The 13,561-nt window shown below is 51.1% G+C and carries 10 protein-coding genes; all 10 read left to right on the top strand.

The annotated features are described in order from the left end of the window. The first annotated feature begins 64 nt into the window (after positions 1-64). The 10 genes from dapA to BMW43_RS06085 all read left to right on the top strand — a co-directional run bounded on the left by dapA (position 65) and on the right by BMW43_RS06085 (position 13,541). Positions 65-946 (top strand): 4-hydroxy-tetrahydrodipicolinate synthase, encoded by an 882-nt coding sequence (gene dapA / locus BMW43_RS06130; RefSeq protein WP_091744820.1) that lies wholly within the window; start codon positions 65-67, stop codon positions 944-946. A gap of 226 nt (positions 947-1,172) precedes the next feature. After that, a complete protein-coding gene (locus BMW43_RS06125; RefSeq protein WP_091744818.1) occupies positions 1,173-2,834 on the top strand; it encodes a ribonuclease J in 1,662 nt (553 codons plus the stop codon). A gap of 297 nt (positions 2,835-3,131) precedes the next feature. Then, entirely contained in the window at positions 3,132-3,908 is a 777-nt protein-coding gene (locus BMW43_RS06120; protein ID WP_342725113.1) for a ClpP family protease, read from the top strand. Continuing rightward, a complete protein-coding gene (locus tag BMW43_RS06115; RefSeq protein WP_091744814.1) occupies positions 3,908-4,141 on the top strand; it encodes a YlzJ-like family protein in 234 nt (77 codons plus the stop codon). The genes BMW43_RS06120 and BMW43_RS06115 overlap by 1 nt, the downstream gene beginning before the upstream one ends. A 70-nt stretch (positions 4,142-4,211) precedes the next feature. After that, positions 4,212-6,404, top strand: a complete 2,193-nt coding sequence (locus BMW43_RS06110) for an FtsK/SpoIIIE family DNA translocase (protein ID WP_091744812.1) — start codon at positions 4,212-4,214, stop codon at positions 6,402-6,404. Positions 6,405-6,616: 212 nt separating this feature from the next. Continuing rightward, the gene (locus tag BMW43_RS06105; protein WP_091744810.1) at positions 6,617-7,381 is read left to right on the top strand and encodes a helix-turn-helix domain-containing protein; all 765 of its coding nucleotides are present in this window, start codon (positions 6,617-6,619) and stop codon (positions 7,379-7,381) included. A gap of 43 nt (positions 7,382-7,424) precedes the next feature. After that, the gene (locus BMW43_RS06100; protein WP_091744809.1) at positions 7,425-9,332 is read left to right on the top strand and encodes a YgiQ family radical SAM protein; all 1,908 of its coding nucleotides are present in this window, start codon (positions 7,425-7,427) and stop codon (positions 9,330-9,332) included. A gap of 271 nt (positions 9,333-9,603) precedes the next feature. Further along, positions 9,604-10,638 (top strand): ABC transporter substrate-binding protein, encoded by a 1,035-nt coding sequence (locus tag BMW43_RS06095; RefSeq protein WP_091744807.1) that lies wholly within the window; start codon positions 9,604-9,606, stop codon positions 10,636-10,638. Positions 10,639-10,677: 39 nt separating this feature from the next. Then, a complete protein-coding gene (gene rimO / locus BMW43_RS06090; protein WP_091744805.1) occupies positions 10,678-12,006 on the top strand; it encodes a 30S ribosomal protein S12 methylthiotransferase RimO in 1,329 nt (442 codons plus the stop codon). A 293-nt stretch (positions 12,007-12,299) separates the two neighbouring features. Continuing rightward, a complete protein-coding gene (locus tag BMW43_RS06085; RefSeq protein ID WP_091744803.1) occupies positions 12,300-13,541 on the top strand; it encodes a competence/damage-inducible protein A in 1,242 nt (413 codons plus the stop codon). The last annotated feature ends 20 nt before the right edge of the window (positions 13,542-13,561 follow it).

Here is a 13,561-nt window from a genome sequence, read left to right as displayed (position 1 = left end):
GAACGAACCCTGTTGGGGGATATATCCTCTACCTTATTAATAAACAAAAACAGGAGGGGCGTTTGTGAGGAATTTTGGCAGAGTGTTTACAGCGATGGTTACTCCTTTTCATGAGGATTTACGGGTTAATTATACTGCCGCTGCTCAGTTAGCTATACATTTGGCTGCCAATGGTTCGGATGGTTTGGTGATCGCGGGAACTACCGGCGAATCGCCGACCTTAACGCAGGAAGAAAAACTGAAATTATTCAGTACTGTTTTGGAGGCGGTGGGCGACCGGGTTACCGTTGTTGCCGGAACCGGCTCAAATGATACACAGCATTCCATCGAAATGACCAGGGAAGCGGAAAAACTGGGTGTCCATGGCGCCATGCTGGTAGGTCCCTATTATAATAAACCTAATCAGGAAGGGTATTATCAGCACTTTAAAGCCATTGCCGAGTCCACATCGCTACCGTTGATTGTATATAATGTGCCTGGCCGTACCGGGTCCAATATTTCACCGGATACCATCGTGCGGCTGGCAGCTATCGAAAACATCGTGGCGGTGAAAGAAGCCAGTGGTTCGCTGGATCAGGCTTCGGAGATTGTGCGGCGGGCACCGGCCGGCTTTATGATATACAGCGGCGACGACAGTCTGACCTTGCCTATTCTGGCAGTCGGAGGCGTTGGCGTAATCAGTGTGGCCAGTCATATCATTGGCCGTCAGATTCAAAATATGATTGCCGCCTTTACCGCTGGCGATGTCCGGCAGGCTCAGGCCATTCATGGGAGCATCTTTCCGTTTTATAAACTGATGTTCATCAACAGCAATCCCATACCGGTTAAAACAGCCGTTAATCTGCTGGGATTGGCGGCAGGCCCCTGCCGGCTGCCCCTGACGACGGCGTCTGCCGGGGAAGTGGAGCAGATTAAAGAGAGTATGCGGCAACTGGGCGTTATGTAACATATTGGGAACGGCCCCATTCTCGGAGAGGATGGGGCCGTATGTCTGCCGGGGAATAGGCATATAATAAATCAAAATCAGTTTCACTTGTTGTCATGGCGGAAATAAGGTATAATGGCAGTAAGTGGAAGTGACGGACGGCTGGTTTGACCTGAGTGGAATGGACGGCGATAATCGTAGAGAGGTCTGGTTCTTTACTTAAAATATTCTGGAGGTGTGCTTTTTTTTGGCAAAGTTACCGCAAAAACTTCAAATTATTCCTTTGGGAGGATTGGGAGAGATAGGAAAGAACATGACAGTGGTCCGCTGTGGCGACGACATTGTTGTGATCGACTCCGGACTCATGTTTCCTGAGGATGACATGCTAGGGATCGATTTAGTCATTCCCGATATTTCGTACCTGCTTGACAACCGTGATTTGGTGCGCGCCATCGTGCTGACTCACGGCCACGAAGATCATATCGGCGCCCTGCCGTATGTCTTAAAGCAGCTTGATGTACCGGTGTATGGGACGCGCCTGACATTGGGCATATTGGAAAACCGGTTGAAGGAAAACCATCTTACTAATGCGCAATTGGTGCCTGTGACGCCGGGCAGCCAAATTCAGGCCGGAGCTTTTACCGTCGGCTTTATCCGGGTCAGCCACAGCATTGCCGACAGTGTGGCTTTATTTATCAAGACGCCGGTGGGAACTATCGTTCATACGGGCGACTTCAAATTGGATCAAACGCCGGTAGACGGCAAAGTGACCGACTTCCACAGGTTTGCCGAACTGGGGGACCAGGGGGTTCTCGTCATGCTGGCAGACAGCACCAATGCCGAACGACCCGGCTATACGATGAGCGAACGGTCGGTGGGAGTCACTTTTGATGAAACCTTTCGTACCGCCAAAGACCGTATCATTATCGCCACATTTTCTTCCAACGTGCACCGTGTCCAGCAGGCTGTCGATATGGCCTGCAAGTATAAGCGCAAAGTGGCCGTATTGGGACGGAGCATGGTCAATGTTGTTAATATCGCGATGGAACTTGGTTATCTGAATATTCCGGAAGGAGTATTGATTGATATTGATCAGATCAATCAGTATCCTGCTTCCGCTATTGTCATTCTGACCACCGGTAGTCAGGGCGAGCCGATGTCGGCCCTGACCCGTATGGCGATGTCAGACCACCGGAAGGTCGATATCGTTCCCGGTGACACCGTCGTCATTTCCGCTACGCCTATACCGGGCAACGAAAAGCTGGTGGCCCGGACGATTGACTATTTGCTGCGCCAAGGTGCCGACGTTGTTTACGAAGCGACTTCAGGCATCCATGTTTCCGGCCATGCCAGCCAGGAAGAGCTTAAACTGATGCATAATCTGATTCGTCCTAAGTTTTTCATTCCCGTCCATGGCGAATACCGCCATTTGAAGAAACATGCCAAACTGGCGCAGGACATGGGAATGGCCAAGGAAAACATCTTTGTAGCCGAGAATGGACAAGTCTTGGAGTTTACCAAAGACAGAGGCATGATCGCCGGCAAAGTTACAGCCGGCAACATTTTAGTGGACGGCCTGGGGGTTGGCGATGTTGGCAATATTGTGCTCCGCGACCGGAAACAATTATCCCAGGATGGCATACTCATCGTCGTCGTCACCATGGAAAAACAAGGTGGTGTGGCGGCCGGACCGGATATCGTCTCCCGTGGCTTCGTATATGTCCGCGAATCGGAGCAATTGATGGAAGAGGCCAGGGAAAAGGTAAAACAGGCCTTGGAAAAATGCCAGACCAATAATATTACCGAATGGGCGGCGATTAAGAACAATGTCCGCGATGCGCTGGGCAAATATCTGTATGACCGGACCCGCCGCCGTCCGATGATTCTGCCGATTATTATGGAAGTATGAATAAAGACTGTAAAAGGCCTGATCAGAATCGGCTTTTTACAGTCTTTTTTTAGCGTCCGGCTCCGGCAAGAGAATAGAGGCTGTTGCAAGTTGATTTTTTTCCTGCAACAGTCTCTTAGTATTGCTTACTGTCGTTTTCCCCGGGCAGGTTCGTTGTGGTTTGCCAACTTTGAAGGTATAAATTAATCTGCGGAAGAAGGCCTGTGGAGTTATTGTACTTTCCGAGTTGGCGGAGCACTAGTATGAAAGTTGATTTGCCGTCAATACTATTACCGAGAATTGATTACTGGAGGTAATATGATGATAAAGAGCAGCAATCCTGTTATTCCTGAGCCGGGGACACAGCCCGAAACGCCGGTAGTGCCCGATCCGCAGAAGAAAAGCAAACGGGCTAAGAAAGCGACCGGCCCGGCTGACAATATTCAGGAACTGGGGACTGCCGAAGTTCCAGTGGCCAAAAGCAACATTCATGTCATGACCATTATTGGCCAGATTGAAGGGCATATGGTGCTGCCGCCTCAGAATAAGACAACAAAATATGAACACATTATGCCGCAACTGGTGGCCATTGAACAAAATCCGGAGATTGAGGGCCTATTACTGCTGTTAAATACCGTAGGCGGTGACGTGGAGGCAGGACTGGCCATTGCCGAACTGATCGCCAGCATGTCCAAGCCGTCGGTGTCCATCGTGCTGGGCGGCGGCCACAGCATAGGCGCGCCCATTGCCGTGTCGGCCACCCATTCTTTCATTGTTGAGAGCGCCAGTATGACCATTCATCCGATCCGGTTGACCGGACTGGTGATCGGGGCGCCCAGTTCATTTGATTATCTGGAAAAGATGCAGGAACGGGTGAATAAATTCGTGGTAACCCATTCCAAGATTACGGAAAAAAAGTGGAAGGAATTGCTGTATAAAACAGGTGAACTATCGCGCGACATCGGAACCTCAGTTGTCGGCAAGGATGCCGTGCATTACGGCTTGATCGACGAAATCGGTGGGATTGCTCAGGCCCAGCTTACCTTGCAGGAACTGATTGCCGCCAATAAAACCGATAAGGGGTTGAAACAATAATGCTGCTCTGGACGATTATGCCTCTGGAGTCGATTTTTCCGGCCGAACCGTATCAGCCGGACTATGAGGAAATCACCGTTGGCCAAAGCCGGGTTTTAATGGAAAGAATCAACGCCCGGCAATGTAAAGTGGTCCGGCTGATCGCGACCGATCCCGGCGAATATCTGGATCCTAGGCTGCAGCCGGGAACAGTCGTGGCCTATTCTCCTGTCAGGGAGGCGCTCGATTCATAGAGCGCTTTTTTTTACAAAAATAAAGGATTTTATATATAAGCGTAGAAAAAACTACGGAGAGGTGGTTTTTTTGCCTAAACTCTCAGAATTGAAACCCGAAACAAGATACGAGTTACTGGGTATTTTGCTGTTCACCGCGGGAGTGCTGGCCTTCATCAGTCTTGCCGGTTTACATACAGGACCGTTCGGCTTGTTTATGGCAAAAGTCCAGCGCTATATGCTTGGCATTGGAGCCTTGGCTTTGCCGGTGGTTCTGGTGGCAATCGGTTCCCGTTATGTCTGGACACAAATGGCAATCGACTTTTCTTTGAAGTTTTGGGGATTGTCGTTTTTATATGTACTGGCCTTAACGATTTTTCATCATTTTAAAATTCCGCCGGGACAGGAAATATTGCCGGAGAGTCTGGTGGCCGGCGGTGGCCTGCTGGGCGGTATGCTGCTGTTTTTTTTGCGGAAGCTGTTGGGGACGGACGGTTCGCTGGTGGTTTTGATCGGTCTGGCTGTTTGTGCCGTTATTGGCACAACTACCTGGTCGTTGCAGCGAACCCTATGGCTTGCCAAACAAAAGGCCAGTGACAGTCTGGATAGCGCTCGGGAAGCCATTGCCGCCGCCAAGGAAAACCTTGCGGAAAAAATGGTCCGGACCGATGAGGAAGAACCGGCTACAGCCAGTGCCGGTAAATGTAGCGGCCGCTCCCGGTCTTTTTACAATCAGGAACAGGATGTCTTTAAACTGCCCCGTCAGGATACCCCGGTTACACCGGAGCTTGTCATGGATTTTGCGCCGGACGAACCGGTGATGGAGATAAAAAGCGAGAAACGGGAAAATACTAGATATAGTCTGCCGCCGCTGTCCATACTAAAACGGGTGGTTAAAACCAAACAACCCAAGCCCTCCAAAGAAATCACCGATAATGCGCAAATTCTGATCAGTACGCTGGACAGTTTTGGCGTAAGCGCCAGAATGATCAATACCTGCCAGGGACCGGCGGTCACCCGTTACGAACTGGAGCCGGCGCCGGGCGTCAAGGTAAGCAAAATTGTCGGCCTGGCTGACGATCTCGCTCTGAAACTGGCGGCTACAGGAGTCCGTATCGAGGCGCCGATCCCGGGCAAAGCGGCAATTGGCATTGAAGTGCCGAATAAGGATATTGCCGGTGTCCATTTGCGGGAGGTCCTGGAAAGCGAAGAAATTAAAAAGGCGTCATCCAAATTGACCGTAGCGCTGGGCAAGGATATTGCCGGACAAGCGATCTGGGCCGATCTGGCGAAAATGCCCCACCTTTTGGTGGCTGGCGCTACCGGTTCCGGTAAAAGCGTGTGCATTAACACGTTGATTACCAGTATTCTGTTCCGGACAACACCGTCGGAGGTCAAGTTTATTTTAATTGATCCCAAAGTGGTGGAACTGTCCAATTATAACGGTATACCCCATCTGATGACGCCAGTGGTGACCGATGCCAAAAAGGCGGCTTCCTCCCTGAACTGGGCGGTGCAGGAGATGGAACGGCGATATGCGGTATTTGCCACTGCCGGGGTACGGGATATCGGACGCTACAATGAAACGATTGACGGCGAGGGTCTGCCGCTGATTGTGATTATCATTGACGAGTTGGCGGATTTGATGATGGCTGCTCCGGTCGATGTGGAGGATGCCATCTGCCGCCTAGCCCAAAAAGCACGGGCTGCCGGGCTGCATTTGGTGCTGGCGACTCAACGGCCCTCGGTCGACGTTATTACCGGCACCATCAAGGCGAATGTGCCTTCCCGGATTTCCTTTGCCGTGTCTTCTCAGATTGACTCCCGAACCATCCTGGATATGGCCGGTGCTGAGAAGCTGCTGGGCAAAGGCGATATGCTGTTTTATCCGGTTGGGGCTCCGAAACCGCTTAGAGTGCAAGGTGCTTTCATTTCCGACGGTGAAGTGGAAGAACTGGTGGACTACATAAAACGGCAGGCCGAACCGGAGTATACGGAAGGAATTACCACTTGTGAGGGACAACAGGCAAGTGTTGAGAAAGAACAGGCAATACTGACGGATGAGTTGCTGGAAGAAGCCGTCCGGATGGTTTTGGAAACAGGCCAGGCTTCCGTGTCCATGCTGCAGCGGAAATTCCGCATCGGCTACACCCGGGCGGCTCGCCTGATCGACACGATGGAGGAAATGCGCATTGTAGGGCCGAATATGGGCAGCAAAGCCCGTGAAATTTTAATGACTTCCGATCAAATTTATGCACGTTACTTTAATCAGGAAAATCAATAGGGCGTGTTTTCAAACTAACGGAATGGTCCATGGCGAGTGAGTTTTGCGCCAGACGAGGCAAAATTTTGTAGGAATAAAGGCCCTTATTTCAAAAAATTTTAACGAAGTATGGCACAAAAAGCGCCGTCAGGGGACGTTGCGGATAGTTTGAGAACACGTCCTGGTTCCCTGGCACAGGTATCCTGCCAGTATGATATAAGGAGGAAACGTACATGCAGCAAGTGGGGGATATATTACGCTCCGAACGCGAAAAGAAGGGGCTGACGGTTAAGGACATTGAGTCGGCAACCAGTATCAGGGCGTTGTATATACAGGCAATCGAAGACGGGGAGTTCAAGGTCATTCCCGGTGAGGTCTATCTAAAGGGATTCATTCGCAATTATGCTAATTATTTGGGATTAAACGGTCAAGAAATGGTTGACTTATACCGGCAGGGTCAGGCTCCGGCCAGCGTAGCGCCGGAAACGGTCGTGGAAGTGAAGGCGGCGACCACCCCTTCTCCTTCGGCTGATACTGAGCCGAAAAAAGGCAAGTCCTCCTATACCTGGGTTGTGATTCCGCTGGTGGCTGTATGCCTGCTTGGTGCTGTGTGGTGGTTTATCGGCGGTGAAGGAAAGCCGGAAAACCAGCCGCTGCCGGATGCGCCCAAGCAATCCCAGTCGGCGCCGGCTAAACCGGCGCCGCAGCCGGCACCGGCCGCACCTGTCACACCAGCCGCTCCGGCGCCGCAAACCGCTCCCGTTATGGTGACGGCTCAGTTTTCCGACGAATGCTGGCTGACAGTCATTGCCGACGGGAAGGAAATTTTTGAAGGAATTCCTAAAGCTGGCGAATCACTGAGCTGGCAGGCGCAAAAGACCTTGGTCGTAAAATTAGGCAATGCCGGCGGTGTAGATTGGGTATATAACGGCCAGTCGGTGGGGAAACTTGGGAAAAAGGGTGAAGTGGTGACTAAAACGTTTGCCGCTAAACAATAAAAGCCTATTTAGGCTTTTTTATTTTTATTTTGGAGAGATGGTTATGAAGGAAAATTTTCTGCCGATTTCAATAGATGAGATAAAGAAACGCGGCTGGTCAGAGCTTGACTTTATTTTGGTATCCGGCGACGCCTATGTCGATCATCCCAGCTTCGGTCCGGCCATTATCGGGCGGCTGCTGGAAAAGCATGGCTTTAAAGTAGGCATTATCGCTCAGCCTGACTGGCGCTCCACCGCCGATTTTAAAAAACTGGGCAAACCGCGGCTGGGTTTTTTGGTTACGGCCGGCAATCTGGATTCTATGCTGAATAAGTTTACCGCCGCCAAGAAATACCGGAGCAGCGATTCCTATTCACCGGGGGGAGCGGCCGGACGGCGGCCGGAACGGGCTACTATTGTATATTGTAATCGCATCCGCGAACTGTCCAAGACAGTGCCGCTCATTATCGGCGGCATCGAAGCCAGCCTGAGACGGTTCAGCCATTACGACTACTGGTCGGATCAGGTGCGACGCTCCATACTGGTGGACTGCCGGGCCGATCTGCTAATCTACGGCATGGGCGAAAAACAGGTAATTGATATTGCCCGCCAGTTGGAGCAGGGGTTGGCGATCAAAGATATTCGCGATGTCCGGGGTACCTGCTACCGTACAGAAGGCCTGGACCATCTGTGGGATTATTGCGAAATTCCCGGGCACGAGGCAGTCAGTACGGACAAAAAAAGCTTTGCCGCCGCCTTTAAAGCCCAGTATCAGGAGCAGGACCCTATCCGGGGCAAGACGCTGGTCCAATCATGCGGCGAACAGTATATCGTACAAAACCCGCCGGCCTTGCCGTTGTCCGCTGCCGAAATGGACGAAATTTACGATTTACCTTATCAGCGTACCTGGCACCCGGCTTATGATGCGGCGGGCGGCGTACCGGCCATTCAGGAGGTAAAATTCAGTATTGTCAGCCACCGCGGCTGTTTCGGCGGCTGTTCGTTCTGTGCCATTGTTTCCCACCAGGGGCGTATTATTCAAAGCCGCAGCCGAGAATCCATTCTAGCCGAGGCGAAAGCGATTATTGCGTTGCCTGATTTCAAAGGCTACATTCACGATGTGGGCGGTCCAACAGCCAACTTTCGACTGCCCTCCTGCCGTCATCAGGCCGAGCGGGGGACCTGCAAAGGCCGCCAGTGCCTGCATCCTTTCCCCTGTAAGGAAATTCAGTCCGATCATTCCGAGTATTTGGAATTGCTAAGGGATTTACGAAAGCTGCCGGGGGTAAAAAAGGTGTTTATCCGTTCCGGTCTGCGTTATGATTATTTAATGACAGGCAATAATAAAGAATTCTTGCGCGAATTGTGTGAGCATCATGTCAGCGGACAGTTGAAAATCGCGCCGGAGCACATTTCACCCAAGGTGACCCGCTTGATGGGCAAGGCTGATAAATCGGTATATCTGGCGTTCATGCGGGCCTATCAGAAAATGAATCAGGAACTGGGCAAAGAGCAGTATCTGGTACCTTATTTTATGTCCAGCCATCCTGGTGCAGGCTTGAAGGAAGCGGTGGAACTGGCTGAATTTATCCGTGACCTGGGCTATCATCCGGAACAGGTGCAGGATTTTATTCCTTCGCCGGGCAGTTTGTCCACTTGTATGTATTATACCGGTCTCAATCCATTGACCGGCGAAGCGGTCTATGTGGCCAAAGACCCCCATGAGAAAAAACTGCAGCGCGTGCTGCTACAGTACCGGGACCCCAAAAATTATGCCCTGGTTCATGAAGCACTGGTCAAAGCGCAGCGGCAGGACTTGATCGGTTATGACCCTAAGTGTCTGATCCGGCCGCCTCGTCCGGCGACCGCTAGAAACAAGTCAACGGTTTCAGGACCGAATAGCCGCTCGCTTCGTTCCGGCAGTCCGGCGGCCCGCCGTAAGAAAACGGGCAAGCAGCAGCCCCGCAAGTAAAACGGCCATTTTTTCGGTCAGCGCCGGTTGCCGAATGGAGCAAGTTAATCTGAAGGCGACGGCTTGTTAACAGTGAGAAAAAGCCGCTGTCCATTAGTGTTCCGCTAATTTTGAAACTGCAAATTAAATTTACGGAAAAAAGACCTGTGGAGAAATTGTAGTTTCAGAGTTGGTGGGGCACCAGCCCCTGGTAGGAATTTTTTCTTGCATGACGAAAGAATAAAGAGTATAGTTATATTGTTTTGTATTTAAGTTAAATTGGAGGTAAACCATGCGACGTTATCTATCGGTCCTGTTTGTTTCCTATCTGCTGATTATCGCCGTAGTGTCGGGCAGTACCTATCTGACCGGACAGGCCGGTAAACAACAGGCCAAAGATATCAAAAGTATTACCGTATATACTTCCTTACCACTGGAGCAGATAGAGCCGCTTGCACAGGACTTTGAAAAATCACAGGAAATACGAGTCAACATCGTGCCGCTGTCCGAGGCCGATCTGTTAGTGCGGGCAAACAGCCAGAAAGAGAAGCCCCAGGCCGATCTGATTTTGGCGAACCGAGCACTATTAGAGCAGGCTAAGGCGGCCAATTTGTTGATGCCATATACATCGGAGCAGTTGGATATTATTCCGGCCCGGTTCATTGACAAGGATAATTTTTGGACAGGTATCTGGTATGATCCCATCGTATTTGTCGCCAACCAGGATTTTTTGAAAAAGATGCCTCAGCCCCCGGCTAAGTGGTCCGATTTAACTAAAGTCAACACCGTCCGGGTGGGCATAACGGATTTTCTGGCCTCAGAATCATCGGCTAACCTTCTGTATACGCTGATGTCTAATCAAGGGGAACAGCAAACCTTAACCTTTTTGAAGCAGCTTCATCCGCAAATCGTCCAATATGCCAAATTTTTAGCTACACCGGTGCGTATGGCCGGGTTGGGTGAAGTGGATATTGCCATTGCGGTGCAAAGCGAAGCCATGCGCTATCTAAAAGATAGTTTTCCGTTAACCATTATTCATCCGGAAGAGGGGACGGCTTATTTGCTGACCGGTGCCGGCCTGATTAAAGACGCGCCGCAGCAGGCAGAAGCCAAGCTGTTCATCAACTGGCTGACACAGGAAAATGCCCAGGCCGCCTTGCAAAGAAACAAACTGTATTTTGTGCCTACTAATCCGGAAATTCCGGCTTATAAAAGCTATGACACCAAGAATTTGAAACTGCTGGAAAATAAGCTGGTAAACCAGGAGCAGCAGAAGCAGCTCTTGGATAAATGGGTGCAAACCGTGCGTTTGAATACAAAACAATAACTACCTTATTATGTTCATGTAAGTTTAGGAGGAACGTTCATGCTAAAAGCCGGGTTTGTCAGCCTAGGCTGTGCCAAAAATCTTGTAGATACCGAAGTAATGCTGGGAATGCTGTCGGCCGGACAGATTCAAATTATTGACGAGCCGTCCGAGGCGGATATTTTAATTGTCAACACTTGCAGTTTTATCGACTCGGCCAAGGAAGAGTCGATTTCCACCATATTACAGATGGCCGACTATAAAAAAACAGGCAAATGCCGCGGTTTGATTGTGGCGGGCTGTCTGGGGCAGCGGTACCGGGAAGACCTCTTGCAGGAATTGCCGGAAGTGGATGCCATTGTCGGCACCGGTGCCTGGCACCGGATCAATGAGGCCGTCGAGGCCGTTTTGCAGGGCCAGCGGGTGCTGCTGGTGGATGCAACCAATACGATTTACGATGAAACCATGCCGCGAATCAATGCCACCCCTTTTTACAGTGCCTATGTGAAGGTGGCGGAAGGCTGCAGTAACTGCTGTTCTTATTGCGTCATTCCCCAGGTGCGCGGGTCTTTTCGCAGCCGGCCGGTGGAGTCCGTCGTTGGCGAAGTCCGCGCTTTGGCGGCGCGGGGCATTAAGGAAATAAATTTAATCGCCCAGGATACAACCAGCTATGGTCGGGACTTATACGGCAAAGCGTATTTGGATACACTATTAAAAGAGCTTGTTAAGATTGAGGAAATTGTCTGGATCCGCTTATTGTATTGTTATCCGAACTACTTTACCGATGAAGTGATCGAACTGATTGCAACGGAGCCCAAGATTTGCAAATATATTGATTTGCCGCTGCAGCACGTTCATGACGATATCTTAAAGGCCATGTACCGTAAAGACAGCCGCAGTGATCTGGAAACATTGCTGGCTAAACTGCGCCAACGCATTGCCGGTGTGGCTATTCGCACCTCTTTTATCGTCGGTTTTCCCGGCGAGACGGAAGAACATTTTGCGGCGCTGAAGGAGTTTATGGCCGAGCAAAAATTCGACCGTGTCGGCATCTTTACCTATTCGCGTGAAGACGGGACGGCGGCTGCCACTTTGCCCGGGCAGGTGCCGGAGGAAGTGAAAGAGGAGCGGTATCATCAGTTAATGGCCCTGCAATGTCAGATTTCGGAGGAATTAAACCGTAATCTGGAAGGGCAGGTGCTGGACATTCTGGTGGAAAGCATCGACGAGCAGACGCCGGGCACGATAGCAGGACGTTCGTACCGCGAAGCTCCCGATGTGGACGGCAAGGTGTTTGTGGAGAATGCCGCCGGTGTAAAGGTCGGTCAGTTTATCAAGGCAAAAGTGGCGCAGGGCTTTACGTATGATGTAGTGGCGGAAAAACTGTAGGATAATCTAGGGGACTACTGATTTTCGCAGCGCGTCAGACGGATCTTTTTCCGCCTGATTGTGACAGCAAAGCCTTGAAATAGCTGGGTTATTCTTGCGGCTTTATTTTCTTGCCAGGCGAAAAAATCTCTTGCCAGGTAGACAGGCTCATTAAATCAGTAGTTTCCTAATCATAGTGGGCGGCTCTGTCCTGCTATTTTCTTTTGCTTGTTTTGTAAGGAAAAATTTTCTACTAATAGGGTTTGCCGCGTGCTGGCCGGAGCTGACACGGCTGACTGTGAGGAGGTAGTATTATGATTCTGGAAATAGTAACTACCGGAACCGAATTATTGCTGGGACAAATTTTCAATACCAATGCGCCTTATCTGGCGGCAAAACTCAATGAAATGGGCTTTGACGTGGTGTACCAGACCACGGTTGGCGATAACCGGGAAAGAATGTCCCACGTCTTACAAACGGCGCTGGAACGGGCCGATATAGTGATCACTTCCGGCGGTATGGGACCCACGCAGGGTGATATTACCAAAGAAGTGACGGCAAGCCTGTTCAACCGTGCCATGTATGTCCATGAGCCCAGTCTGGAACGAATCCGCATGGTCTTTACCCGCCGCCAGATGGTCATGCCCCAAAGCAATGAACGGCAGGCGATGATTCCGGAAGGAGCCATCGTTGTGGACAATGACTGGGGAACAGCGCCGGGTGTTATTCTGGAAGACAATGGCAAGACCATTATCAATCTTCCGGGACCGCCGCGCGAATTGGAAAGCATGTTTTCTCACGCCATTGCCCCGTATCTGGCCAAGCGTTATGGCGGGCAGGGAACCATTGTTTCCCGGGTTCTGCATACATATGGCATCAGTGAATCGGCCCTGGAAGAACGCATCCGCGACTACATCACGAAACAGACCAACCCAACGCTGGCTCTACTCGTCCGGCCGGGCGGCGAAATTATCGTGCGCCTTACGGCTAAAGCGGCGGATAAGCCGACGGCTACCGCTTTAATTGCCAAATTGGAGGAAAACTTAAACCAACGAATTGGCGAATATATATTCGGCGTGGACGGCGTGACTCTGCCTGAGGCTGTCGGCAAGGCTCTCAAAGAGAAAAAAATGAAAATCTCTTTAGCCGAGTCCTGCACCGGTGGCCTGGTGACCAGCCGGATCACCGACGTGCCCGGTAGTTCAAGCTATCTTTTAGGCTCGGTGGTATGCTATGATAATAGCATAAAAATGTCTCAAGTCGGTGTGGCTGAGGCCACCCTCAGGGAACATGGCGCGGTGAGCTGCCAGACGGCCCTCCAGATGGCCGGCGGCATCCGCCGCCGGTTTGGCGCCGATCTTGGCGTAGGCATCACCGGCATTGCCGGTCCCGGCGGTGATACCAGCGACAAGCCGGTCGGACTGGTTTATGTGGCCATTGACGGGCCGCGCGGCAGCGAGCATTATAAATTCAATTTCAGCGGTGAGCGGACGTACATCAAAGAACGTACGGCTTACACCGTGCTGAATCTGATAAGAAAATATTTAGAAACATAGGTTACTAAGGAGGATACACA

It is taken from the genome of Propionispora vibrioides (assembly GCF_900110485.1).
Classification (GTDB): Bacteria; Bacillota; Negativicutes; order Propionisporales; family Propionisporaceae; genus Propionispora; species Propionispora vibrioides.
The sequence above is the reverse complement of the archived record's forward strand: the minus strand, read 5'-3'. Positions and strand labels throughout refer to the sequence as shown.